At 53.8% G+C, this 24,903-nt stretch carries 22 protein-coding genes; 3 read left to right on the top strand and 19 right to left on the bottom strand.

What is annotated here, in order from left to right; all coding sequences use genetic code 11:
* Positions 1-142: 142 nt before the first annotated feature.
* From KI367_RS07505 to KI367_RS07480, 6 genes are all read right to left on the bottom strand, one after another.
* The gene (locus tag KI367_RS07505) at positions 143-1,084 is read right to left on the bottom strand and encodes a potassium channel family protein (RefSeq protein WP_306433222.1); all 942 of its coding nucleotides are present in this window, start codon (positions 1,082-1,084) and stop codon (positions 143-145) included.
* A gap of 130 nt (positions 1,085-1,214) precedes the next feature.
* Entirely contained in the window at positions 1,215-1,607 is a 393-nt protein-coding gene (locus KI367_RS07500; protein ID WP_036714242.1) for a DUF350 domain-containing protein, read from the bottom strand.
* Positions 1,604-2,266 (bottom strand): hypothetical protein, encoded by a 663-nt coding sequence (locus tag KI367_RS07495; RefSeq protein WP_212948754.1) that lies wholly within the window; start codon positions 2,264-2,266, stop codon positions 1,604-1,606. The genes KI367_RS07500 and KI367_RS07495 overlap by 4 nt, the downstream gene beginning before the upstream one ends.
* Complete coding sequence (locus tag KI367_RS07490; protein ID WP_212948752.1) at positions 2,267-3,463, bottom strand: glutathionylspermidine synthase family protein; 1,197 nt, start codon at positions 3,461-3,463, stop codon at positions 2,267-2,269.
* Positions 3,460-4,167, bottom strand: a complete 708-nt coding sequence (locus KI367_RS07485; RefSeq protein ID WP_212948750.1) for a hypothetical protein — start codon at positions 4,165-4,167, stop codon at positions 3,460-3,462. Before KI367_RS07485 ends, KI367_RS07490 begins: the two co-directional genes overlap by 4 nt.
* 31 nt (positions 4,168-4,198) lie before the next feature.
* Entirely contained in the window at positions 4,199-4,414 is a 216-nt protein-coding gene (locus tag KI367_RS07480; protein WP_036714239.1) for a hypothetical protein, read from the bottom strand.
* A gap of 386 nt (positions 4,415-4,800) precedes the next feature.
* Between KI367_RS07480 and KI367_RS07475 the strand changes: the two genes are divergently transcribed.
* From KI367_RS07475 to KI367_RS07465, 3 genes are all read left to right on the top strand, one after another.
* A complete protein-coding gene (locus tag KI367_RS07475) occupies positions 4,801-6,117 on the top strand; it encodes an outer membrane protein assembly factor BamB family protein (protein WP_212948748.1) in 1,317 nt (438 codons plus the stop codon).
* 295 nt (positions 6,118-6,412) lie between these two features.
* On the top strand, positions 6,413-7,486 hold the full coding sequence (locus tag KI367_RS07470; RefSeq protein WP_212948746.1) for an outer membrane protein assembly factor BamB family protein: 1,074 nt from the start codon (positions 6,413-6,415) through the stop codon (positions 7,484-7,486).
* 73 nt (positions 7,487-7,559) lie between these two features.
* Entirely contained in the window at positions 7,560-7,853 is a 294-nt protein-coding gene (locus KI367_RS07465; protein ID WP_212948744.1) for a MazG-like family protein, read from the top strand.
* 179 nt (positions 7,854-8,032) lie between these two features.
* On the opposite strand, the gene KI367_RS07460 is transcribed toward KI367_RS07465, so the two are convergent.
* From KI367_RS07460 to KI367_RS07400, 13 genes are all read right to left on the bottom strand, one after another.
* Positions 8,033-8,860 carry a hypothetical protein gene (locus KI367_RS07460; protein WP_212948742.1) on the bottom strand — a complete coding sequence of 276 codons (828 nt, stop codon included), beginning with the start codon at positions 8,858-8,860 and terminating at the stop codon, positions 8,033-8,035.
* Positions 8,861-9,157: 297 nt separating this feature from the next.
* Entirely contained in the window at positions 9,158-9,907 is a 750-nt protein-coding gene (locus tag KI367_RS07455) for a MerR family transcriptional regulator (RefSeq protein WP_212948741.1), read from the bottom strand.
* A gap of 180 nt (positions 9,908-10,087) precedes the next feature.
* On the bottom strand, positions 10,088-13,348 hold the full coding sequence (locus tag KI367_RS07450; RefSeq protein ID WP_212948739.1) for a carbohydrate-binding protein: 3,261 nt from the start codon (positions 13,346-13,348) through the stop codon (positions 10,088-10,090).
* A 104-nt stretch (positions 13,349-13,452) separates the two neighbouring features.
* Positions 13,453-14,784 carry an ABC transporter substrate-binding protein gene (locus KI367_RS07445; RefSeq protein WP_212948737.1) on the bottom strand — a complete coding sequence of 444 codons (1,332 nt, stop codon included), beginning with the start codon at positions 14,782-14,784 and terminating at the stop codon, positions 13,453-13,455.
* Positions 14,785-14,890: 106 nt separating this feature from the next.
* A complete protein-coding gene (locus KI367_RS07440) occupies positions 14,891-15,757 on the bottom strand; it encodes a carbohydrate ABC transporter permease (RefSeq protein ID WP_212948735.1) in 867 nt (288 codons plus the stop codon).
* A 15-nt stretch (positions 15,758-15,772) separates the two neighbouring features.
* Positions 15,773-16,672, bottom strand: coding sequence for a carbohydrate ABC transporter permease (locus KI367_RS07435; RefSeq protein ID WP_212948733.1), 900 nt, complete (start codon positions 16,670-16,672; stop codon positions 15,773-15,775).
* A gap of 119 nt (positions 16,673-16,791) precedes the next feature.
* Positions 16,792-18,084 carry a glycoside hydrolase family 125 protein gene (locus KI367_RS07430; protein ID WP_212948731.1) on the bottom strand — a complete coding sequence of 431 codons (1,293 nt, stop codon included), beginning with the start codon at positions 18,082-18,084 and terminating at the stop codon, positions 16,792-16,794.
* Between the two features lie 242 nt (positions 18,085-18,326).
* Positions 18,327-19,496, bottom strand: a complete 1,170-nt coding sequence (locus KI367_RS07425; RefSeq protein WP_212948729.1) for a GntR family transcriptional regulator — start codon at positions 19,494-19,496, stop codon at positions 18,327-18,329.
* Positions 19,497-19,779: 283 nt separating this feature from the next.
* Positions 19,780-20,523, bottom strand: a complete 744-nt coding sequence (locus tag KI367_RS07420) for an ABC transporter permease (RefSeq protein ID WP_212948727.1) — start codon at positions 20,521-20,523, stop codon at positions 19,780-19,782.
* 1 nt (position 20,524) lies between these two features.
* On the bottom strand, positions 20,525-21,244 hold the full coding sequence (locus KI367_RS07415; protein WP_036714224.1) for an ABC transporter permease: 720 nt from the start codon (positions 21,242-21,244) through the stop codon (positions 20,525-20,527).
* A complete protein-coding gene (locus KI367_RS07410; RefSeq protein ID WP_036714223.1) occupies positions 21,244-22,158 on the bottom strand; it encodes an ABC transporter ATP-binding protein in 915 nt (304 codons plus the stop codon). The genes KI367_RS07415 and KI367_RS07410 overlap by 1 nt, the downstream gene beginning before the upstream one ends.
* Positions 22,159-22,340: 182 nt before the next feature.
* Positions 22,341-24,365: a M56 family metallopeptidase gene (locus KI367_RS07405; protein ID WP_212948725.1), complete on the bottom strand. Its 2,025-nt coding sequence runs from the start codon at positions 24,363-24,365 to the stop codon at positions 22,341-22,343.
* Entirely contained in the window at positions 24,362-24,745 is a 384-nt protein-coding gene (locus KI367_RS07400; protein ID WP_212948723.1) for a BlaI/MecI/CopY family transcriptional regulator, read from the bottom strand. Before KI367_RS07400 ends, KI367_RS07405 begins: the two co-directional genes overlap by 4 nt.
* Positions 24,746-24,903: the final 158 nt, after the last annotated feature.

The following is a 24,903-nucleotide window of genomic DNA, read 5'->3' as shown; positions in this document are numbered from 1 at the left end:
ATGTATGCGTCTCGCTTCGGCTCTACCTGAAGTTCGACAAATGACGCCAAAGCCGGATATAAAAACGCCCGCCAAACTTGCTTCCACAAGCTGCCGGGCGAATCCTGCCTATTTTGGTAATGTATCAATGCCGTTTCTTCCATTATGGTTTGCCCGCAATGCGCCGGTACGTCGCTTCATCCGATACCACATACAGCCGGGCCTCGGAAGGAATCGGGTCGTTCAGCCTGCGGTTGATGGACAGGTCGCTACGGTCGGCGAGCAAGGTTGCCCCCTGCCGGAGCAAATCCTGAAAAGCGTCTCCGTAAGTCCGCCACTCCGATTTCCGCGGAACCTCGTAGATGTCGTCCCCCTGTTCGCGGCTGATCAGCTGGCTGATCACCGCTGAATTCCCTTCCTGAAGGGCGGCGCGCACCGCCAGGCTGGAGATGGCGTCATGGGAGAGCACAAATTCGTTCACCTGGACGAACCGGAAATTTTGGATGTGCTTTTCATGCATGATCTCGACCGTCGTATGCACCTGCGGAGCGATCCGTTCGATGCTGGAGGCGATCATCAGCGATTTGCCGTCGATCAAGGAAGTATCTTCGATCCGGGTATCCGCGAAAACAATGGCGGCCTTCGCCGTTTCCAACCCCGCTTTCCGCAACACATCCTCCGCCGATGGATCGCCGCTGATAAAATGCACCTGGTGCAGATCCTTGATCGGATGCCGCTCCAGCTCGTCGATCATGACGATTTGGGCTTTTTCGTCGTACGTCAAAATTTCTTGGACGGCGGATTTCGCCTTTTTGCTCCAGTTCATAATGATGACGTGATCCCGTCCGTGGTAACTCAAGGTTCCTGCCTCCCTCTGCCGCTGAATGCTTCCGATGGAATCGATCACTTTGCCGATGACCAAGCTGAGAAGACCGATGCCGAAAATGTACAAAAACAGCGTAAACAGCTTGCCCCCAACCGTCGTGGCGAAAAAGTCGCCGTACCCGACGGTGGCCATGGTCGTCATCACCCAATACAGGGCGTTAAACCAGGTGCCAAATGTGGATTGCTCCAGGAGATAAGCGATGGTTGCGCTGCCCGTCACGAAAAAAATACGATCAGGGCCAGGGTCGTTTTGCGCATACGCATCATGCGTGCGGATAATTGGAGAAAAAAATGCACTTGCCTCTTCCCTTCTGAAGACGAGCTTTTATATCAGGATGATTGCAACACCGTTAAACGATCAAACTGCTGATGGCAAAGGCCGTTCCGATGAACACCATGCACAGCAGCGTCGCCACGGCCACGTTTCCTTGCTTCAGGGACTCCGAGATTTTGAAGCTCGGCGTGACCAGTTCGAATATCCAATACGCCGCGATCAAACATACGTAACCGACGGCAAACCACATCGCCAAAAACCAGATCGACGTGTTGGTATAAGCCGCAACGCCCAAGATGATCGCCGTGGCCATGAATTTGCCGCCAAGCGCGAGCCCTACGGCCACATTTCCCTTTTTCAGTTCCTCCATATCCTTAAACGGCGTCATCCAGCTGAAAATCAGCATGCCCAGCAGCTGCAGCACAATGATGACAAGTACACTTACGACCAGATTAACGACGACGGTCAACTCGCCCACCCCCTGAATTTTGCGTATGCCGAATCGTAGTCGGCAAAATCATGAATCTCTTCAAGCTTCACGGATACTTTCTTTTTCTTCTCCAATGCTTTGTAGCGCGCGTCGTCGATCGGCTGCTTGATCCGGTTGCCGGAAGGCAGCTCCAGCACGGCGAAGTTCCGCGTTTTGTCCTTGTACTGCGTTTTGTACACGCCAACCAGATCGATTTCCGTCGTGACGGGGATCTTCAGATTGGCCATGTCCTTTTTGGCTTCCGCCTGGGATTTGAAGGTTTTGATCGTGCTCCAGGAGGACAAATGGACGCTGCTGCGCTGGCTGGAATCCGTCGTCATTTCCGCATCCATGTATTGCAGGACCCAGATTTTGTCCCCCGTCGCATAGTTCCCGTCGTTCGGCATCAGCTCGTTGTCCGGCAATACGGTCATGTCGCTGCCGATCAAATCGCCGACGCTGCCTTCAATGATCCGGTAATCCCACGGCACGCGGGACACCATGTCCTGCCCGTCCGCCGAGGAACCCGAGTGAAACACGGATTGCTCATTGTCCGAACAGGCGCTCAGAAGCAGCAAGGCCAGCATGGAAAGCGCCAAAACGGCCGCAAGCCTGAAGGTATGCCCGGAACGCGGGTGTTTCTTTCCGTTTCTTGTCATCTATCTCACTCCGATCGCTATAAAATGGCTCGTATTTCCCGTAATCAGCCCTCCGGCTCTGCCCAGCAGGCCGCATGGCTGCCCGTTGATCATGAACATCCCCGTCAGCAGGCGCCGCGTTCCGGCCACCGTCTCGATTTCCGGAAGATTGGCCCTCATCTGATAGACGGAAGGGAACAGCTCGCTGGTGTCAAAGCCGTCCTCATCCTTGATTTCCAGCTCCCCGCTGCCGTCGAACATCTGCACGGAGCCGCCCTCGCGCCCGAACATCGATTTGGAGACGTAATTCCCCGAAAATACGGGCTTGTTGTACGTCGGCAAAAGATATTTTTCGATCGTCTCCCGCTCTTCGGCGGTATACAATAACCCCAGCTCAAACAGCCCCCAAGCCGCGGCAATCAGCCCTTTGGACTGCAGCAGGATGCTGTGGGGCGGGTTGAACAGCGTCAGCTTGCCCGTCTCGATCGCATAAGCAAGCGCGTCGCCCCCGTCGTCAACGGCCATCCATTCCTTCGGATACAAGGCGAACATCCGCTTGATTTCCCGTCCGCTGCCGTCCTTGACGACGCCATGATCGATGGTAAGCTCCAGGCAATCGACGCACCGAATGTCCAGCCCGCTGTGGCGCACCAGCGCTTCGATGGTACCGGAGTCCTCCAGATGCTCCCCGTAAGCGACGCATGCGGCGGTATCCGGACGCTCCGCGCCCCAAGCCGCGGCTACAAGGTCCTTCATGCGGACATTGGGCGAATCGATGCCTGCTTCCCGGCACATCCACGGCGTTGCGATCGATGCTTCCACATAACCGGTCGGCGTATCGGCATTGAGTTCGTACAGCTTGATGCTCCCGTCATGCGAAACGGCGTAATCAAAACGCGCATAGCGGCTGATCAGGTTCTCCTCGGGGAGCGGGCAAATGTCGAGCATATCCCACAAAATCGGCGGGATGCCGATGAGTTCGTACAACGCCCTGTTCCCGTGGACATAACGCACCGTCCGGTCCAAGATGCGCCATAAACGGGCCGACGCTTGTTCAAGTTCTGCGTACGTATCCCGGTTCATCACGACGAGCTGATCGAGCCAATACTCCTCATCCTCCAGGTTGGCCCAGGTGAAGCCTAGCTTCGCGAGCTCTTCGACCCGTTCCTGGCGGCGGTGCCCGCCCGGCTTAAGCACTTCGAATACGCTGCCCGTCATCCGCCGAATCCGCTCCTCGAGCTGGATCTTGATCCCGAAAAGATGCTGGATTTCGAGCTGGAGCCGGACGAGCTGTAGCCGCTCGATTTGCCGCCGATGCCGCCGGAGCTTGAAGAGGTGCCGCGCCGGGTGATCGAACCCGTCGAACGGGAGGTTTTTGGCGTAACCGTCGACCCGACGACCTGCTTGTTTTGGAACGTGCCGCTGGAATAGGAGCGCGGCTTATAGCTTTGCGACGTGCCGGTATAATACGTTTTGCGGTTATCGTAATACGTGCTGGGCTGGTAGCTGGATCCGCTGTTGAACAAAAAATGGTACAGCAGCAAGTCGTCCCAGCCGAACCCCGAATGGCTTGCGCCGTAATTGTTGATGACCGTCGTTCCTCCGCTTCCGCTGCCGCCCGAGCTTCCGGCCTGCGGTTCCCCCTCTTTTTCGATTTCTTCGGGAAGCGGGATGTTCCAGTCGACATTTTTGTCGAAATAGGCTTTGACTTCCTCGGTCGACCATGCGACGAGCTTCGGCTCATCCGCCGATTCCCCGGCCGCGCTTGCAGAGTCCGCTGTTACTCCGCCCGCCAGCAAAAAAGCGTTTGCTAAAAGCGCCACGCCCAGCGACGTGGATAACACCCGAACCGGCTTGCCGTCCGGCGTAAACAGCTTGGCCGGGTATTTGTCCTTGTCCTGCGGCTGTTGTTCGTTCGTCATGTCCGTTCCTCCTTTCTGCCCGCTTGGATGGCTATTCATTGCGAATCCGGACGAGAAGCAGCTCCAGCTTGCCTTCGTCCACGTTTAATCTGCCCTCGATCGTTTCGTACTCCTGGCCTTTGACGACGAGATAATTCACATGCTCCAGCGCCGCCACCATATTCATGCTCCAATTGCGCTCTTCGATGTGGCGCAGTTCGCCGTTTGGCGTTTTTTCGATTAAAATGACGCTCATGTCGTTGCCCATTGTGCCTCCACCCCTTGTTCTGAATTGATCGATATGTCTTTTGATACGTAAGAAAACCGTGGTCCGTTCCATCTCCCGTTTCCATTTTTTCGAAAAAATTGTCGTTTTGCTATCTCATCTCTGAAAAGCAAGCCCTCTCATAATATGGAAACATGCATTTATCAGCATAAAACCTCTTTATTCGAAACGCAATAAAAAAATGGATCGTCCCGGCCGCCGCTTTCCGGAATGAAAGAAAGCCTTTCGTCCATCTTAACCTTTTTTTTGCCTGGCCGATCAGCAACCTTATATTGGAAATTGCGTTTAATTTAAGGATCGGTTAAATTTTGGCATCCGTGACCCTATCAAAATTCCAAAAATAATGGCGGAAACGAGGCGCAATGATCATGAAGAAACAAACCAAGCTTATCCATGCAACTGCCCTGACGGCAACTTTGCTTTGCGGCACGGTCTCCCTGCCGGCGGCAATCCATGCCGATGCTCCGGCCGTATCGGCCGGTTTTTCGGGCGGTCAGGCCATCAAGGCTCCCGTGCAAAAGCCGCTGTGGACCGCAGCGGTCGATCCCGGCTCGAAGGCCGCCGTCACCGATGACGGAACGGTTCTTGCTTTTTCCGGGAAAAAGCTGATCGCGCTGAATCTGGCCACGGGCAAAAAGGCCTTTGCCTACGGCAGCAACCTGAAGCCCTCGGTGCAGTACTTGAAAGGAACGGCCTACGGCGTCGGAGAAGACGGACATGTGTATGCTTTCCATGCCAAAACGGGCAAAGAGTTATGGAAAACGGCTGCAGGTCTGTCGGATGCGGACGAGCCGATCGTGATCGGCGATACGGTATACGTCACGAAAAAGCAAACCCTCATCGCTTTGGATGCGGCGACAGGCAAACCGCGCTGGAAGGCGGTCGAGGATCAGGCGGAAACGGCAGGCAATCTGTCCCTGGAAGCGGAAGGCATCATTTTTATGTCCAATAGCATTTCCGGAGCATATTCCTATTCGCAGCTTAAAGCCATCGACAAAAAAACGGGCAAAACCTTATGGAAGGCCCCGTTCCAGGCAGAACCCCTTGCCGTCCGGGACGGGCTGGTGTATTCCCGAAGGGAAGCGTCTTTATTTGATGAAGAGGATCCGGACGAACCTCCTCACATCACCCTATCCGTACTCAATGCCAAAACCGGTGAAAAGGTCGGCGAACGGGTCTACTCCTGGAACCGTACGAACAACTCCCGTTCCGCGGGATTCGCAGGCAGCATGCTGCTCAGCGGCAATGACCTGTATCTTGTGACGGAAGATGCCATCCACCAATACGATTTCGCGCACTACGAGAAGAACGGCAAACCGGTGAAAAAGTGGAATAAACCATCCTACCCCATCGATTTAACGGGATCGGTGCATGCCGGCAGGATTTATTTTTCGATCTACGATGGGTATTCCATTGGAGGCATGAAGCTCGTAGACGGCCAGGAAGTCCAGTGGGGGGCCGACAACCCGGTCGTACGGACCGAAATCTACGGCAACGGCGTGTATATCGGGCAAAGCGACGGCGTATTTCATGGATACAACCTGCAGACAACCGCGCCCGCCTTTACCGTGAACACCGGGTCACGCAATTACGGGCCGACCCTGCGCAGCGGCAGCACATTGATCATCCAGGCCCAGGATAACGGGAGGCTGATTGCGGTACAGGTGCCGAAGGCGCTGCAGTGAGTTTGATCGTTTGATACGAATCTATTTCATAGAAAAGAGGTACAAGATGCAGATGAAAACAAAATTGAAACCAGCCCGTGCAGGAGCTGTCGCTTTGCTCGCGGCTGTTTTGGTCGGCTTTTTAAACCTGTCAGCTGCGTAGGCCGCGGCTCCCGTCGTCTCTTATAACGTTCCTGCGTCGCCGGCCATTAAAGCACCGATCCAAAAGCCGCTGTGGACGGCATCCTTTGACAAGAACACCGACAGCGTCATAACGGACGACGGCATCGTATTCACTTTTAACGGTGGCAAGCTTGTGGCGTTGAACGTGAACACGGGCAGAACGCTTTATACTTACGGCAGCCGGCTTCGCCCGGATGTCGCTTACCAAAAAGGCACGGTGTACGGCGTCACGGAAGCCGGCCAGGTATTCGCGCTGCAGGCGAAAACCGGCAAACGGCTGTGGCAGACCGCGGCCGGGGTAACGGACTCAGGCTCGCCCCGCGTGATCGGCGATACGGTGTACGTCACCAAAGGCAACGCAATCATCGCGCTGGACGCCGCCACGGGCAAACAGCGTTGGAAGGCAATCGAAGAACAAAGCGAATTCGCCGGGGGCGTCAGCATGGAAGCGGATGGAATCGTTTATGCTTCGTACATGGTGCAAGGCGCGCTCACTTCGGTTCAACTGGATGCCTTTGATAAGAAATCCGGCAAAAAGCTGTGGAAGCAATTCCGGCAATACCCGCCTTTGGCGGTCCGAAACGGACTCGTTTATTCCCTCCGCGACGAATATCCTTTTGACGATGCCGACCCGAAACGGGAACTGAACATTAACGTCTTCGACGCCAAGACGGGCGTAGAAAAAGAAACGCAAACCTACAGCTGGAGTTTGGGCACTTTGCCTCCTTATACAAGGGACAATAACGGCTCCGTGATCCTAAACGGCAACGACCTTTATATAGCGACGGACAGCGCCGTGATGAAATATGACATTGCCGCCTACAAAAAAGACGCCAAGCCGCTGCAAAAATGGTCCGTCCCGAACGTGGGGAAATCGCTGATCGGCTCGGTGCATGACAACAAAATCTTTTTCAGTAAAGAAGCTTCCGGCGCTATTACGGGCATGAAGCTGACGAACGGCCAAACGTTCGGCTTCCAAACCGACAACCAGCCCATTCAAACCGACATCTACGGCAACGGTGTGTATATCGGGCAAAGCGACGGCGTATTACATGGGTATAACCTCCAGACAGCAGCTCCGGCTTTTACGGTAAACACCGGTTCTCGCCAATACGGCCCGACCCTGCTTTCCGGGAATACGCTGATCATTCAGGCCAAAGATACCGGCAAGCTGATCGCGGTTCCGGTGCCGAAGGCGCTGCGTTAACGGGCTGCAAACGGCTGGATAGGGTATAATCATGGACATAAAGACTACATGGCTGCAAGAGGAGACATATTTAGTGGAACAATTACTGCAAAAAATCAAGGCATTAAGTGAAAAGGAAAAGAAAACGCTGGAGCAAATGGTCCTGAAATTGACCGAAGAGGTCGGGGAAACTTCGCAAGCGATGCTTTCTTACAGGCAGGCGAGCGGCAGCGAGTATAAAAATCTGGATCTCTCTGACGTGAAGGAAGAATGCGTGAATGTCATCCTGGTCGCTTTGGCGCTATTTTACAAGCTGAGCGAGGATGAAAATGAGCTTCAAGACGTTCTTAGCAAAAAAGTCGATAAATGGAGCTCGGTGATGACTTAAGGAACGATTTACTGTGAACATGCCCGACATAAAGAAGGCGCCCGGTGAGGCGCCTTTTTACATAACGGAAGCCCCACTACTATCTCAGGGGTTCGCGAATATTGGGACGGGCGCGGATACGCCGCCTTCGTTTATGAACTTATGCATGTAACAAGCCGGGGAACGATATGCTGCTCACCCTACCGGTAAAGGTCGGCAAAAGGAGCTTCGTATGCGGTTTTGCCGATCCAATACGTAATTCCTCCCTGCCCTCTCGTGTATTTCTTCACCTTTTCGCTTTTTCCCGTGGCTGTATGATATACTTCCGCTCCATACGTATAATCGGCATCGTTTGGCTTAGCCTGAACGGTAACGACATCACCGGTCCGGTCATTGATGCCTGCCTCGAACAGATTGCCGCCCGCGTCATGATAGATTCGGATCGTTTTTGCTTTTCCCGTGGCCAAATCCAAATCCAGCAGCTCCGAGTACTTCGGCTGAGCCATGCCCGGTTTTCTCCGGTAGGCGTTGATGATGACATGATCCTTCACGTTTCCGTACAGTCCGGACGGAAAATACCAATTGGCATCGTCATCCTGAAGCGGAAGCTTGTACGCGAGCTTGGAGTTTTGAAAGGATACGGACGTTTCCGACGAAGCGTGAAGATATATCGCAAACGGCTCAAGCGGAATTTTCCCCAGCTCCGACTCCGAATCTTTCATCTCCGGGGCGGTGGTCCAAACGATCCCTTTTGACGTTGCGGCGGCATGAACAAACTCTTTATTGTTCGGATCCCGGTTTGGAAAAAAATACGTTTTTCCATCGATCGTTACAGGCACCGCATCGGAGTCCGGCAAAATATCCTTGTTGGAAGCCGCATCCGGAGCTTGTATACTGTCCGCTTGGACGGCAGGAGGTTTGGCGGCCGCTGCGGGAGCGGTTCCGGTGCCCGCTCCCTTCGTGGCGCAACCGCCGAGCAGGAAGGCGGCGAGCATCGTTAATACAGCTGCTTTGGTGATACCTGACATAGGTAGGTTCCCCCTTTTCGAATTACGAGTTTCATACCTTAAGCGAATCCGCGCTCCGAAAGTTATGTTTTTTCTGGATCAGATTCATATTTAAGCCCGCAACTCTTTTACAACGGCATTACGTCAAATATCTTATAGGGAACAAAGAAAATTCGTTGTCGATTTCATTGGTTGATTTTCCTTCGGGAATGCGTGCAAAATCCGTTGGATTAAAGGCCTTTGTCTTGATTGTATAAGCTGCTTCCCTGCCCTGCCAATAGCAGAAATCCTGATCTGTACCGGTACAGACGGATGCTGTTACGATTCGGCTTCGGCGTACGCCGCCGCGGCCGCGTTCAAATAATAAGCGAGCCCGGTCTGCTGACCTTCCAGCATATGCAAGTGGAACTCGTCCTGAAGGAAAAACGCGGTCTGTGCGGCAAAATCCCCCGCCGCGATCCGGTGCCCATGGGCATTCATGAATGCCAGATGATCCCGAATGAATTGATGCACTCGGGGATCGTTATGCTTCACTTTTCCCCGCAGGCAGGTCGTCATGTCCTTCATGAATGCTGCCGCCTCCGCCGCCTGCTCGTTCATCTCCGGCACATCGACGGGCTCGGCTTCAAGCTCCGCGCCGTAGCGCTCCTTGAGGTATTCGCTTTGTTCCCGCAGCGCCTCCCGCCATTCATCTTCGGTTTCGAAGCCGACGAACAGTTCCTCCTTCGGCAGCGGATCTCCCAGTTTCAGGCCCGCTTTCGTTTTCCGCAGCGTGTCCATGATCCTCTCCAGCCTGAGCCTGCGCTGTTCCAGAAGCGCCTCCTGCTCCTCCAGCATGGCCGCCCGATCCGGCTCCCGCTCCAACAGGCGCCCGATTTGATCCAAGGAAAAATCCAGCTCGCGGTAAAACAGAATGGCCTGCAGCCGTTCCAGCTCTTTTGCGCCATATAACCGATATCCCGCTTCCGTGATTTCAGCCGGCTCAAGCAGACCGATTTTATGGTAATGGTGCAGCGTCTTGACCGTCACCTTGGACAGCTCCGACACTTCTTTGACTGTAAGAAGCATGATGCTTCACTCCCTTCTGTAGTGAAGTCTAAGGTCTGACCTTAGAGGAGGGTCAAGAGGGGATTTTTATTACCCATCGTAACATAAAAACACCCCGCTCAAACGAGCGGAGTGCATAAACCAAACCGGCTATAAATGGCGGCGGTTGGTTTGGGACTGGATGTTTTTAAACAATGAAGATTATTCCGCCCCTGCCCGCCAAGCGCGAATCAGAAACTCCGCATCCGCGTTGAGCGCTGCTTTGACGCTGTCTTTGACATGGCCTCCCAGCGCATCGTTGTTTAAATGCTTGACGAAATCCCGCAGATGTTTCACCGCCTGATCCGCTTTGCCGCCATCCCGTTGATGCTGCGCCTGCTTGAGCGCATTAGTCAGCTGCGGGACAAGGGGACCGCCGAGGTCGCCGGCCGCCGTGTAACGCGCCATCAGATTTTGGATGGAACCCGGATCGGTCGTCACTTGGAACCGGAACGTTTTCGAAACGGGATTCGCGGAGCCATCATTCACCGTTACCTCCGCCTTCCGATCGCCCAGTTTACCGGCCAATCCGATGGAGATGTTTGGGGTATGGGAATCGACCGTATACGTTTTGCCGTCCAAACCAAGCGTAACGGAACCGCCTGCCGGCAGACCGTCTCCCGCCTGAAGGGTCAGGACCGCATCATCGGTAAAGGAGTCGCCGTCCTTCAGCGCATGGCCGCCCACGGTGAGCGAGTAGACGGGCTGCTCTTTGCTTTCCACCGTAATCCCCTTGGACACGTTGCCTGACAGGTCTACGGATTGAAACTGAATGCTGTATTCCTTCCCCGGTTCGATCCCCGGAATCGCCGCCGTTTGCACGCCCCGTTTGACTTCAATCCGATCGCCGATCTGCCGCCCGTCCGCAAACAAGGTGATTCGCACCTTTTGGCCGTCAATATCGTAAGGACCGTCCCACGTCAAAGTAAGCTGGCCGTTTGCCCGCGTCATCCGGACGTTCTCCACGTCTCCGGGAGGAACGTTGTCTTTGGGAGGTTCAACCGGCGGCGTCGGCGCCGTGAATACGGCCGGGTCTCCGAACGTGAACTTATCCACGTTGAACAAATAGTCGGTTCCTTTAAACAACAGGAACACGATATGTTTTCCGGTAACCGGAGCCGTGACGTCGGTCGAGAACACCTTGAAATTTTGCCAGCCGCCGGTTCCCGCAATCTTGTTTTCGGCGATGACCGGGCCGTTCATGCTGTCCAATCGGACCTCGATCGTGCCGCCGCCGGTCGCGCTGGCCGCGTTGACATGGAATTTCGAAGGGCTCGCGCTCCCGAAATCCACGTAATTGTACATGACATACGGATTGTTGGCTGCGCTAATGCCCGCTAAATACGTTTGCCCGCCGCCCGATTCGGTGCCGAAACCGACGCCGCCGTTGTTGTCCTCGGCCTCGAGCTTGGCATAAGCATCCCTTGCCTTCCCTTTCAGGGTCGTAAACGTGAACCAATCCAGATTGCAAGGATAGTCGGCACCGCCTGCCCCATGGAATACGAGGTAGACGTCATGCACGCCTGCAGCCGCTTTGTCGTCGATATTGGCCATGATATCGACCCACTTGTCCCAGCCTCCCAGCGCCGGGATGTCCACCGTGCCGATCGTCGGTCCGCTTAGCGAGTCCAGCTTGACTTCGATCGTGCCGCCCTGGCTGCCGCTGGATACATGCACGCTGATGCCGGACGCGCCCGAACCGAAATCGATGCCCTTATAGGAGGCAAAGGCGTTATTGCGGATGCCGTCGAGATAACCGCCCTCCGCATTTTTGCCCAGCCCCTCGCTGCTTTCGAAATCTCCTGCCTTCAGCTTCGCATAGGCATCGGTTTTCGTCGGATCGCCCGCGGTGAACTTAAACCAGTTCAGGTTAAACAGATACGGATCGTTTGTCTTGGTAAAGACGAGATAGACGTCATGTTTTCCGGTAATCGTGCTTGGATTTCCTTGATCGTCCTTCAGCAGCGTGACGGCATCGATGTAGTTGTTCCATCCGCCGGTTCCTTCCACGTGCAGCGTCCCGACTTTCGGGCCGTCCAACGCGTCGAGCCGGATTTCGATGTTGCCCCCGCCCGTGGCGCTGGCCGCTCTCGCGATAAAACCTTTGGCGCCCGCCGATCCGAAATCGACGTTTTTGTAGGCCGCGTAGTGTCCGGGCTGGATGCCTCCAAGCTGCAGGCCGCCTTCGAGCGCCCCCTCCAATACGAAGCCTTTGCCGATGTTATAGCGCTCGGCTTCGATTTTATTGTAAGGATCCTTAACGGCGTAGCGGAGCTCCGCATCCATCGGTTTGATCACGTTCAGCGCTTCGACGGCCGCGGCCGAAGACCAGGATTCGTACGTGCCGGACAACAGCTGGCCGGCCCAGTTGCCGTCGACGATATGGTCCGGATTCCGGTGGCTCCACGCCATCTCCGTGTTGAAAGCCGCCCAGGCGTCAAACCCGGCGCTGAACTCCTTGTATTTGCTTTCGCTTCTTTCGTCCAGCGCCTTTTGGAGATGAGCCAAATTCCGCATCAAAATCGTTTTGCCGCCCTTCAAATCGCCGTTCGGGCCTTCGTAGTTCAGCAAACCGTTTGCATCCACCAGATGGTTTTGGGTAAACCCGGCCGCTTTGACCGCATCGTCGAGGTATGTCGTATCCCCCGTTATCCGGTACAGGCCGACGGCAGCCCCGATGTAAGTGCCCTGATTGTAATGCGTGGCGTCCGGGATCGCGCCTTTTTCCGTTTCGATCCGGTCGAACACTTTGCCATCCCCGTCCGTCAGCATCGTTTTGCCCCAGCGGAAGATGCGGGTCGCCGCATCCAGGTAATACCGGTCTTTCGTAATGTCGTACAAATATTCCGCCGCCTCGGCGGCCGGGAAGTTGATGCAGGCGTTTTTGGTGTTATGCTCGCTGTTCAGCCACCAGATGCCGCCGCCGGCAAAATCGTCGTCCCACTGCGTGTCGTAGACAAAAGCGAAATGGCGTTTTGCGGCCTCCAAATACCGGGCTTCTCCGGTGATTTGATACGCGCGGGCGCTTCCCATGACCCACCACATGATATCGTCGTTAAACGGATTGTTCGTCCAATCCGAGCCGTATTTGGCCACGGTGCCGTCGAAAATATCGTCGATCTGGGCCCGGAGCTGGGCTTTCAGGCCGGGATCGGAGGTATGCTGGTACGCGTCCATCACCATTTCCCACAGCTCGGCTTCCACCCAAAAGCCTTGATGGTCTTTGCGGTTCGTGTTGCCCCAAAACATGTTGGCGGACGGATCCCAGAACGCGGCGTTAAACGCCTTGATGGCCGCGTCGCCGTCGCTTGCCTGAAAAGCGTAGGCCGCCGACCCTCCCGTTTCGGACAACGCCCCGAACGCGAGCACCGCCGCGAGCGGAGCGGCAAAAAGCTTGCATGCGCGGTATTTGTTCCATGACATCCCAATTCCCTCCCTGGTTATGTTGCGGCATATTTGCGAAAGCTTGAAGCCGACCTCCGCCCAAGGTTGGATCCGGATCGGCTCCATGCTTTAACGCCAGGCGCTTACTTTGCTTCGGAAATCACTTTGTTGATTTTGTCCGCCATCGTGTTCAGCTCGGTGGTCGGCGCTTTGCCCATCAGGACGTTTTTCCAGGAGGCTTCGATGAACGGATTCGCTTTCCCCGTCCAGGTCGCCAGGAAACGGACCGGCTGCGTGCTCGGGGATTTCAAAATATGGTCGATGCCTTCCCCGACTTCCGGATGCCCCGCCGCTTTCAAAGCGTCGAAGTAGGCGGCGGAAGATGCCTGATAGGCGGCCGGCGCGACCGGTGTTTTCGGCAGCACTTCCTCATACATTTTGGAGTCCAGATATTTAAGCACTTTCCAAACGGCCTCGGGATGTTCGATCGTTGTAGGGCTGCACCAGCCTACGGCATCGTAAATTTCGGTCTGGCCGTTCACGACGGGCATCGGCACGAAGCCCCATTCCAAATCTTTCGGCGCGGTCCGGATCAGGTCGTCGGCCACCCATTGCCCCTGCAGCGTCATCGGTACTTTCCCCTGTTTGAAAGAGCTCATGACGTTCGACAAATCAAAAGTCGGCGGGTTCATATGACCGCTTGCGATCGCGTTTTTGTATTTTTCGACGCCTTCGACGAATTTGTCGCTGATTTCCACCTTCGACGGGCTGATGATGGCATCGGCAAACGGTGCCCCGCCTGCGGATACCGAATACAAAGAGATGTAAAACGGATCGAGCGGAGCGTAATAGCCGAACTGATCCACGCCGCCTTCCTTGCTCGAGAGCTTCTCCATGTCCGCGAAAAATTCGTCGTACGTCCAGCCGATTTTCGGCTCCGTCAGGCCCGCGTCCTTGAACGCTTTTTTGTTGTAAAAAATGCCGTACGTGTTCAAGAGGCCCGGAAGACCGACCAACTTGCCGTCAAATTGCCAGCTGTCGACCACGCCCTTATAAAACCCGTCCATAAACTCTTTGTCCTGCTCCGCCATCGGCGTCCAGTCGTACAGCAGTCCCTTCGAGGCATTGTCCAGCAGCATGTCGTTGCCCGTCATAAAAATGTCGGGCGCTTTTTTCGCGGTCAGCATTCCGTTGATTTTGACGCCGTAGTTATCGAGCGGGGTAGGGATCAGCTTGACTTTGATGTCGGGATTTTCCTGTTCGAAGCTTTTCATGGCGGCCATGATTTTATCGTTCATCTCGGCCGATTCCCAGGTGATCATCGTGACTTCGACCTGTTTTCCCTTGCTGTCCGTCCCTTCCCCCGTTCCCGGCGAATCCGCCGTGTCCGACTTGCCCCCGCAAGCGGCGAGCAGGCTCGAACACAGCATAAGCGCGATCATTCCAGCGGTCCATTTTCTGGCACCCTTTTTCATAAAAAGACCTCCCTAAACGAATTGGATAAAATGACGCCTAAAGTCCGATATGTCTTGAGCATCGCATCAAGCCGGCACGCACCACCTCCGATCCGGTTCGCCCGGGTTATTTCAGCGATGCGGAATTAAGGGAGCCGAGCCCCTGCATGAAATATTTCTGCCCGAAGAAGAAAATGAGCAGCATCGGAAGGATGTAAATCAGGTCCGCGGCCATGAACAGGTTCCAGGCGGTCGCATAGGTGCCTTTATAGGAAGCCATCGCCAGAGCCAACGTCCATTTGCTCGGATCGATGATGTAAATCAGAGGTTCAAGGTATTGGTTCCAGGCCCCCTGGAAGGAGAAAATCACCATCGTCATGATGACCGGCATCGTCATCGGCACCAGCACCTTGGTCAAAATGTACAGGTCGGAGGCGCCGTCGATTTTGGCCGCTTCGTCAAACGATACGGAAATCGTCCGCAAATACTGGACGTACAGAAAGGAAAACGTGGCATTGCCGAAAAAGGCGGGCACGATAATGGGGAGCCAGGTGTCGTACCATCCCAGCTCGGTATACAGGTTGAAAAGAGGGATCATGCCGACGAATCCGGGAAGCATCAGGCTGCCGACAAACAGCGAAAACCACAGCTTGCGGCCCGGAAAATTCAGCCTGGCGAGCCCGTAACCGACCAGCACCGAGCTGACGATCTGTCCGATGGTGCACATCACCGCGATAAACATCGAGTTGCCGAAGGTTTGCCAAAAGTTGATTTCTTTCGTTCCTGTCACGAAGTTGGACCAGTGAAGCTCCCGCGGAAACCATTCCGGAGGGATTTTGAACACGTCATTGTTGCCTTTGAGCGCAATGGTCACCATCCACAGCAGGGGAAACAGCATTGCGACGGCGCCGACCGCCAGGATGATAAACCGCAACGTATCCAGCAAGCTGAACTTCCGTCTTCGCCGGAACCGCGCTTCCGTATGCATCGCCATGGCGAACTTACCTCCTTATCTCGCGTTGTCGCTTTCGTAATAAACGAACCGGTTGGAATACCGGTAGGTCAAAGCCGTAAAAATCATGATGATCACGAAGAGGACCCATACCTCCGCGATCGCGTAACCGAACATTCGGCCGCCGAAGGCGTCATTGTAAATTTTGAAATTGAGGAGCGAGGTCGAAAAATTCGGTCCGCCGCCCGTCAGCACCTGGACCTGATTAAAGGCCTGAAACGCGCCGATAATGCCGAGGATCAGCTGCAGGAACAAAATCGGGGTGATCATGGGGACGGTAATATGCAGCGCCGTGCGCCACCGGACGGCACCATCGACCTCCGCCGCCTCGTACAGCTCCTGCGGAACCGATTGCAGGCCGCTCAAAAAAATGATGACGCCCGAGCCGACCTGCCATAACCCGATCAGCACAAGCGAGGGCAACGCCGTCTTTTCGCTCGTCAGCCACGTCCCTTCGGGCAGCCCCAGCAGTCTCAGCAGGGAGTTGGCCAAGCCGTATTGCGGTTGGTAGATGAACAGCCACAACGTAAGCGAAGCGATGGACGGCACCACCGTCGGCAAATAATAGATCGTGCGGAACCATTTGATCCCGGGCAGGCTTTTGTTGAGCAGCATCGCCAGCAGCAGTCCCAAAATCAGCGACGAGGGCACGCTCAAAAGCACGAAATAAAGCGTCGCGCGGACCGAAGGCCAAAAAGCCGGATCCTCCGTGAACATGTACTTGAAGTTGTCGAAGCCGACAAATTGCGGCGTGTCGTAACCGCTCCACTCCGTTAAGGCATAATACATGGACGAGAGCAGCGGATAAGCGACAAACACGCTAAAACCGATGATCGAAGGCAAAATAAAAAGGTAGCCCTTGGTCCAGCCGCGAAGTTTCCTATTGTTGACCCTCATGTTTCACATACCTCCTTTATGCGATCGTTTAGACAAAATGGTTCTCGGCCCGGCCGCCTGCGGCCCGATCTCCTGCCGGTCCGATGGTTCAACCCCGTGCGTTTTCGCATCATCGGCCTTCACCGCCGTACCCGAATCCCGCAATAATCCATCAGCAGCTCGCAAAACATCATGTTCGCCCAGGAGAACCAAGGCCTGGTATACGCCTTTGGATCGTCGGCATTAAAGCTCTCATGCATCAGTCCGGTTCCGGCATCCGTTTCGCTCATGAGCTGCAACAGCCGCCCCTTTTCCTCCGGGTTTTCCTCGGTCAATCCCTGCATCGCCAAGGCGATATGCCAGACATATCCTTGCGGCGTATGCGGGCTGCCGATCCCCTCGGCCGCGCTCCCCCGGTAGTAGTAAGGGTTATGTTCGCTTAAAATGAACCGGCGCGTATTCCGGTAGATCTCGTCGTCCGCTCCCCGGTATCCGAGGTAAGGAATGGACAGCAGGCTTGGCACGTTGGCGTCGTCCATCAGGTTGTGGTTCCCGAGGCCGTCCGTCTCGTAAGCGTAGATGGGGCCGAATTCGGGATGCTGCACAATGCCGTATGTTTGAATCCCGTGATCGATCTCCGCCGCGAGCTTGCCCGCCCGGCCGCACAACTTATCATCATGAAGCACGTCGCGGGCAATGTCCTGCAGATAGCCGAGCACCACGACCGCAAACATGTTGGATGGAATCAGATACCCGTATTCGCAGGCATCGTCGCTCGGACGGAATCCGGACCAGGTCATGCCGGTATAAGCGGTCTCCGCCCCCTTCCCTTCCCGGACCAGCGTGTCGGTTGGAGGGCAGTCCCTCCTCTGGAACCGGTAGGACGATTCCGTCTCATGCCGCTGCTCCGTGGTCCACAGATCCAAAATCGCGCCCGCGGCCATGACGAATTCCTTGCCGAAATGCGAAGTTCTTCCGGTATTTTTCCACAGCAGGTAACTCAGCTGCAGCGGATAACAAAGCGAGTCTATCTCGTATTTCCGTTCCCAAATCCAAGGCGTCATGTCCGTGTCGTCGTTTTGATGACCATGCCCGTTCGCCTCCGCGTTGAAAGCGTTTGCATATGGATCGTGCAAAATCCCCCTCAGCTGCCGAATCACCAATCCTTCGATCAGATCCGCCGTTTCCGCGTCCTCTTCCGCCAGCGCCAAAAACGGCCTGATCTGGGCCGCCGAATCGCGCAGCCACATCGCGGGAATATCCCCGGTGATGACAAACGTGGTCCCGTCCGCCATTTTCTTGAACGTCGTCCCCCACGTATTGCGGATGGCGTTCCGGAAAATATCCAAAAGCCGCGGCTTGCCGGCCAAACGAGCGGACATTCTTTCGGTAAGCGGCCCGAGCGAAACAGGTTCTTTTCCCAAAGTCTTCATGCGCATTCCCCTTTATGTACGGATTGGTTTATGATGTCACACCATTGCTTCCGAACTTCAAATAACAACTTTATATCAATCTTGTGAGCGCTTGCATAGACACATTATAAATTCAGCCAATTAACATGTCAATATGTTTTTTATAACATTTTTATATACCAATATAATATTAGGTCATTAAACATACATCCGCAAAAAAAAGAACGCCATTCACTAAGAATGGCATTCCGCTTCCGATGCGCCTATATCGAAGGCTGCTCCTTGCGGACCGGCCCGGTCGATGAACCGACGATCAGCTCGGCGTCCAGCAGCATTTTATTCGGCACGCTTTCCCCGTTTCTGAGCTTCAGCACGTTTTCGAAGGCCAGCCTGCCCATCTCTTCCTGCTTTTGGCGCATATGGGTAAACAGCGGTTCTCCCGCGTAATCCGGGCTGTCAAAACAGACGATCGATACGTCTTCCGGAACCCGAAGGCCCGACTCGCGGGCGGCTTCGTAAGCCAGCTGGGCAATGTTGTACTCCATGGCAAAAAGCGCCGTGATTTCGGGATGTTCCCGCAGATGTTTTTTGATGTTTTCTTTTTCCTTCTCTTTATTCTCGGGGACGAATGCGGCCGGAAGCGTGGCCGTAATCTGCTCCATCCACAGGCTGCGGTCGGCGACGATGCCGTTTTCCGCATGGGCCTGGATAAACCCTTCGATCCGCTCTTCGATGGCCGTCGTATCCTGCGGCGGGGTCGTCAAAAGCGAAATGCGGGTATGCCCCAGCTCGAAAAGATACTCGATCATGCGCTTGGCGGCTGCCGCGTTGTCCGTGCTGATCGAACTTGCCGAAACGCCCTTCAGATGGCGATCCAGCAGCACGAAAGGATATTGGCCGATGACCAGCTTTAAAATTTCGGCATTAAAATACTCCCCCTGCGCAGGGAAAATGATGAGCCCGTCGACGCCCAGCTCCAGCAGGCCGCGGATTGCCTCTTCCTCGCTGGCGATCACGCCAAGCGATCTTCTCAGAACCAAATAGCCGTCGTGCTGCCGGGAGGCTTCCTCCATGCCGTAAATGAGCCCTGTACCGTAGCTGTCCCCGAAGTCCGTCATGACGAGCCCGATCAGCGGCTGGCCTAGGCTGCGGCGCGGTTTTGCAGCTCCTTGCGCGGCGGCGGTCGGCGTCCCTTCCGAACCGAAATGCTCGGAAACGAACGAACCCCGGCCGGGCTGCCTGACGATGTATCCATGCTGGGTCAGCATCTCCAGCGCCTTTTTGCTCGTAATCCGGCTGACGTTGTAAGCTTCGCCCAATTCCTTCTCCGAAGGAATCCGTTCGCCGGGCGCGTATTTGCGGGATATGATCTGCTCGCGCAGCGCTTCGAATATTTGCTCGTACATCGGTTTTGAGGATGTTTCATGCGACATGTTAAGTTCCCTCCACAAGAAAATATCTATCCGGTTTGGATAGATAGCGCCAATTTCTACAATATGTAAACATTATATAATAATATATCATGTTATATTTACTTTGTGAATAGCTAACCTTCGGAATGCCGAAATCTCTCCGCAACGTCGGTACGGTGTTCATGCGGAAATGACGCTTTTTTGATGCCCCGCACACCAAAAAGCGCCTTCGCCGCTGCGAAGACGCTTGGTATGGGAGGGCTGCTTTCTGACGGTTCACGGCCACTTGGAGAGGGCGTTATTGCTATACTTCCTTCATTTTGAAATAGGTCCACCCGAAAATCAGGAATACCACGAAGCTTCCGAGCACCGTAACCATCAGGTTTTCAAGCGGCAGGTTCATCGCCCCGAAGCCCCCTCCTTCCATCGCTTGACCAGGAACCGTAGCAATAAACGGCTGTGCCCAGGGATAATAGGGACCAAATTGGGCCGAGTTCACGACGAGCATGTTCGGGATGGTAAATACGACGTTCAGCGCCAGCGGGGCCGCAAAGCTGCTCCACATCAGCGAAACGGCGAGCTGCAGCGCTGCCAGCGGCAAGCAAGCGACCCAGCCGCCTGCCAGACAGCGCCCGATGATTTCCCAATCCACAGGGGCATCGATGCCTTTGATCGCACCGACAAGAAGCATGGCTCCCAAAAACAGCAGCTGGATGATCGCCAGCATCACCATGACGACGGTATATTTGGCGAAATATACGCCCGTCCGCGTGACCGGCAGCACCAGCAGCTGCTTCCAGCCGCCGCCATGGTGCTCGTACCGGCAAATGAAAGCGGCGAAGATCCCGGACAAAATCGGCAGAAACAGCAGGGCATGGATCATGCCCATCACCCCGAGCAGAACCAGCCAAGGTTGGTCCGCCCCTTCGATGTTGGACATCAGCCCGACCAGAACGGAGATCGCCGGACTCAGCAGCAACAACAGCACGATAAACGACCGCGACATTTTCAGCCGCTCCGACGCCAAAATTTTAAAATAACCTCCCATGTCAGTTCACGTCCTTTCCGCGAAAGTGGCCCATGCCGACCATGTAGACGACAAAGGCAAGGATAATGCCCGCACCTACGGGAAGCGCCGGTTTGGCTTCGCTGATAAAAGACAGAAACGGCCAGGAAAGCGGTATGAATTCCGGATAGTTTGCGGCAAACATCGAAGCGATGGCCGCCGTGATGCCAAGCGTGATGGGCAGCGCCTGGTTTTTGAGCGTTAAGGATAACCACAGCTGCAACGCCAGCATCGGCAGCGCCCCCAGGTAAGGCAGGAAGCTGAGCTTCAGGATCGTCAAATACGGGATATCGTCGGTCCCGAATTTCAGCAGAATGCCTAACACGACGGTGCCGGCGGATAAAATAAGGCAGGCGACTCCCATCGCGATAAAGCCGAGCAAAACCTTGGCGGTAAACACGGAGGCTCTGGAAATCGGCAAAGCGAGCAGCTGCTTCCACGAATTGTTCTGATGCTCCACGTTAGCGATCTGCGAGGAGATCAGCGTGGCCCCCAAGTAAAGGGCGATCGGAACGAAGGAGAAAATCTCCCCGATCAGCCCCTTCCACAAATCCGCTTTATATCGGTCGGTCAAGTAATCGTAGCGTAGGCCAAAATTCAAAGCCTGCATGGCTAACAGCCCGACGGAGCCGAGGAAAACGAGAAACCAGATGCCTTTTCTGCGAATTTTCAGAAAATCGGACGACAACGCTTTGCCGATCATCAGGAAAGCCCCCCTTGCTCGATCACCTGCATGAAAATATCCTCGAGCGTGCGCCGCTTCTCTTCCACGCGGTATATGGCATGGTTATGGTCCACCAGCCGCTTGACGAGCAGCGCCACTTCCGGATCGCTTAACTGATCCAGCCGGAGGCCTCCGTCCTCCAGACGCCCGGCATAACCTTGTCCCCGGATCAGCTGAAGCGCTTCGGCCGGTTCGGAAACGACCAGCCGGAATCCTCCCGATGCCTGCTGCTGCAAATTGCTGATCGTATCTTGGAACACCAGCTCTCCTTCGCGAATGATGCCTACGGTGCCGGCCATCTGCTCCACTTCGGACAACAGGTGGCTGGAGACCAGAACCGTGATGCCGTGCTGCTGCGGCATGCTGCGGATCAGCTCGCGGATTTCATGGATGCCTTCGGGATCCAGCCCGTTGGTCGGTTCGTCCAGAATCAGCAGCTCGGGATTGCCGAGAAGGGCCGTCGCGATGCCCAGCCGCTGTTTCATCCCGAGCGAATACCCCTTCACCGGGCGTTTGGCGTCCTTGGTCAACGATACGATGCTCAGCACCTCGTCGATCCGCGATTTCGGCACATCCAATATGCGGCGCACCGCCTCCAGGTTTTGCACCGCCGTCAGATGCCCGTAGTTGGACGGATATTCCACCAGCGAGCCGACCTTGCGGAGGATGTTCAGCTTTTCCTTTCTTAAATCCTTGCCGAAAATGTGGATGGAGCCCATCGTCGGGCGGATGAGTCCGAGCAGCATCCGGATCGTCGTCGTTTTGCCCGCGCCGTTCGGGCCCAGGAATCCGTAAATTTCCCCTCTTCCGATTTCCAGGTTCAAATTTCTGACGGCATAACGCCCGCGATATTTCTTATTCAAATCTTTCGTCTCGATCACGAGTTCTCTCACTATGAATCACCTCGGGAACTATATTAGCTCCCGCAGGTTAAAAGACGGGCGGCCTCAAGTTTAAAATTTCTTTAAACTTGAGGCCGCCCGGACATTCTTCAAAACAACATCTTTAAAGCAAGGAGCCGACAATGGCGTTGTCTCCATATTCCCTGTCTTCTAACAATTGATGTTGCAGATTATTATTTGGAAAAATTCACGTTCGTTCTAGTAATCAAATAAATTCCTAAATTGTTATAAGAGAAATTGATATAAAGTTCCCCCGGTTTACTAAACGTTCCTGTTCCCGGTGCTTTCTTATTAAACGTTAAGCTATACTCATTCAAATCGATTTTAAAGAGTTTGGAGACTATGGGGGCTGCCGTCTGGATTAACTGTTCCGGCTTCATGGATGAAGGCATATGATCGCTCAAACTGGGAACCCCGATTTGGGAAATTTCATTTGTTTCTGAATCGAAATACACATGACTACCGTCCATATATTCTAGGGTAAGATACTTCTTTCTACCCGAAATCAAATGATAAGCCTTAATTAATTGATCACCTGCACCTTTACGTATGACCGAGAGAGCTTGCTTGGCAAATTGGTTCTGATTTTCAGTTACCTCGTCAGGACTTAATGGAATGAACAGACGGGTCAAGTGACCATTGGAAAACAACACTTCAGATTCGCCATCTTGGAATTTGGTTTGAACCTCATAAGGGAAATTCAGGGTCGGATCCAATTCGATATTACGATGAATTTTGAATTTTGAATTGCCGTCGAATCCTGCTTCCTTCAGACTCTGACCGGCCTGATCGACCAAACTTGGATCAACCCGGTCTGGAGACAAATCCAAGCCAAACTTCACTACTTCCATTTCACCCGTTTGATCGTCAACCCATAGGTTTGCAAAACCCGTTCCATCACCAGTAAATTTGAGCAACCACTGGTGTTCTTTAGGCACAGCCTCTATACTTTCCAGGGGAAGCGCTTGTCCCAAATCCCTCATCACTTGACGGATTGTCTTCTCCACTTGAATTCTCAGTTGTGAATCTAGTTTGGCTAATAGAGGGGCATTGTTTTTTTCCATAGCATCCAGTTCCGCAGCCAATGTGGAAGAGAAGTCATCTGCCCGGGCATTCTTTGCATTAGTTAAGGACACTGCGACTAATAGAACCAGTAAAGCTAGACCAGCCGCGGACCATTTGGACGACTTTTTTTTGAAATAAGTGATCATCGTAATCCTCCTCATAAGTTGGGATTTACCCATCGAAAAGTTAGTCGATGTCAACAACCGCGCGGCCTTCGAGGAGCTTTTTTTCAGGAGCTTGATGATGGTGTTACCATATTCCTTAATTTCATTTTCACTCAGCCGGGAAATCGTTGCCGCGTCGCATGAAAGCTCTTGATCTTCTCTCATTTTTCGGTATGCATACCACAGAATAGGATTGAACCACTGTATCACAAGCAGACAAGTCATGAGCCAGTTCGCTAATATATCTTTCCTTTTGTAATGCACCAGCTCATGAAGAAAGATGAACCTTAATTCATTGGGATGAAGGTCTTCGATCCCTGCGGGAATTAATATTTTCGGGTGAATCACGCCATAAAGCGCGGGACCATCCACTCCATTTGTCATAATGAGAGGCACCTTCCGCCTTACAGTCAGTTCAGATTTGCACTGCTCCAGAACACCGACCAAGACCGGGTCCGATACGATATAGGCGTACTTCTTCATTTCGCGGCTACACTTAAGATTGACTCGGACTAGATAACAAATGAGTGTTATTGCCCCAATAAGCCATCCTAAGATTAAAGCAATCTTCTTCCAAGGAAGAACCGTTGCCGGAGATTTATCCACATCATCTTGTGCGATAGAAGACAACTTAGACGAATCGGAAGACGGGACTTCGTCACCGACATCCGTTGCCGGCACTACGCTTTTTTGCTTCATATCGATGAACAACGCCTCAGGATGCTGCTCTGCGTGGAAAGTAAACGCATTATACAGACTAAAATGGCTTTCCGGCGCCCAAGGAATCACCATACGAATCATCAGCAAAAACCACATTAAATATTGCCATTTGACAGGAAGATGATTTTTCAGAAGCTGCCGTATAAAAAGAATGAGAATAGCCATAACGGTAGCCATGAAAGATGTAACGGCGATCCATCGGAGGAAAGAAGAAACCACATCATTCAGGAGGAAATTCACATAGTTCATGATTCTTTTTTCCTCTGGTCGAGAATTTCCTTCAGTTCATCAATCTCTGCTTCTGTCAACTTCTCATCTTTGAGAAAATTGACAATCATCACTTTCAAGGCTCCGCCGTACAATCTGTTCAAAAACGAACTGCTTTCGGCCTTCAAGCATTCTTCTTCGCTGATCAGCGGGAAATAGGAATAGGTTTTCCCCTTCTGATGGAATCCGAGTGCCCCTTTCTTCACCAAACGATTTATAAGCGTTTTAATTGTCGTTGGCTTCCAATCTGTTTTGGAGTCCAGCAATTCAACGACTTCATTCGCCGAAGCAGGTGAATGATTCCAAAATACCTTCATGACCTCCCATTCAGATTCCGAAATGCGCGGAATTTTTTCTTTCACGAACAATCATCCCCTCATGATTACAATTGTAATCGATACAGATAATTTAAAATTACACTTGTAATTGATTTTTGTCAACCGTTAACTATTTCGCTCAAAACAACAAAGTCACGATGCTCGATGCAGCACCGTGACTTTCGCATCAGGTTGGTTGTAAC

Source organism: Paenibacillus cookii (assembly GCF_018333375.1).
In the GTDB taxonomy this organism is placed as follows: domain Bacteria; phylum Bacillota; class Bacilli; order Paenibacillales; family Paenibacillaceae; genus Paenibacillus_AQ; species Paenibacillus_AQ cookii.
This window is presented reverse-complemented; position numbering and strand designations above follow the sequence as displayed.

Excerpts from the sequence above, each read along its gene's own strand:
- KI367_RS07495 (WP_212948754.1), bottom strand. The coding sequence starts at position 2,266 with ATGACAAGAAACGGAAAGAAACACCCGCGTTCCGGGCATACCTTCAGG.
- KI367_RS07490 (WP_212948752.1), bottom strand. The coding sequence starts at position 3,463 with ATGACGGGCAGCGTATTCGAAGTGCTTAAGCCGGGCGGGCACCGCCGC.
- KI367_RS07485 (WP_212948750.1), bottom strand. The coding sequence starts at position 4,167 with ATGACGAACGAACAACAGCCGCAGGACAAGGACAAATACCCGGCCAAG.
- KI367_RS07480 (WP_036714239.1), bottom strand. The coding sequence starts at position 4,414 with ATGGGCAACGACATGAGCGTCATTTTAATCGAAAAAACGCCAAACGGC.
- KI367_RS07475 (WP_212948748.1), top strand. The coding sequence starts at position 4,801 with ATGAAGAAACAAACCAAGCTTATCCATGCAACTGCCCTGACGGCAACT.
- KI367_RS07460 (WP_212948742.1), bottom strand. The coding sequence starts at position 8,860 with ATGTCAGGTATCACCAAAGCAGCTGTATTAACGATGCTCGCCGCCTTC.
- KI367_RS07455 (WP_212948741.1), bottom strand. The coding sequence starts at position 9,907 with ATGCTTCTTACAGTCAAAGAAGTGTCGGAGCTGTCCAAGGTGACGGTC.
- KI367_RS07450 (WP_212948739.1), bottom strand. The coding sequence starts at position 13,348 with ATGTCATGGAACAAATACCGCGCATGCAAGCTTTTTGCCGCTCCGCTC.
- KI367_RS07445 (WP_212948737.1), bottom strand. The coding sequence starts at position 14,784 with ATGAAAAAGGGTGCCAGAAAATGGACCGCTGGAATGATCGCGCTTATG.
- KI367_RS07440 (WP_212948735.1), bottom strand. The coding sequence starts at position 15,757 with ATGGCGATGCATACGGAAGCGCGGTTCCGGCGAAGACGGAAGTTCAGC.
- KI367_RS07435 (WP_212948733.1), bottom strand. The coding sequence starts at position 16,672 with ATGAGGGTCAACAATAGGAAACTTCGCGGCTGGACCAAGGGCTACCTT.
- KI367_RS07430 (WP_212948731.1), bottom strand. The coding sequence starts at position 18,084 with ATGAAGACTTTGGGAAAAGAACCTGTTTCGCTCGGGCCGCTTACCGAA.
- KI367_RS07425 (WP_212948729.1), bottom strand. The coding sequence starts at position 19,496 with ATGTCGCATGAAACATCCTCAAAACCGATGTACGAGCAAATATTCGAA.
- KI367_RS07420 (WP_212948727.1), bottom strand. The coding sequence starts at position 20,523 with ATGGGAGGTTATTTTAAAATTTTGGCGTCGGAGCGGCTGAAAATGTCG.
- KI367_RS07415 (WP_036714224.1), bottom strand. The coding sequence starts at position 21,244 with ATGATCGGCAAAGCGTTGTCGTCCGATTTTCTGAAAATTCGCAGAAAA.
- KI367_RS07405 (WP_212948725.1), bottom strand. The coding sequence starts at position 24,365 with ATGAACTATGTGAATTTCCTCCTGAATGATGTGGTTTCTTCTTTCCTC.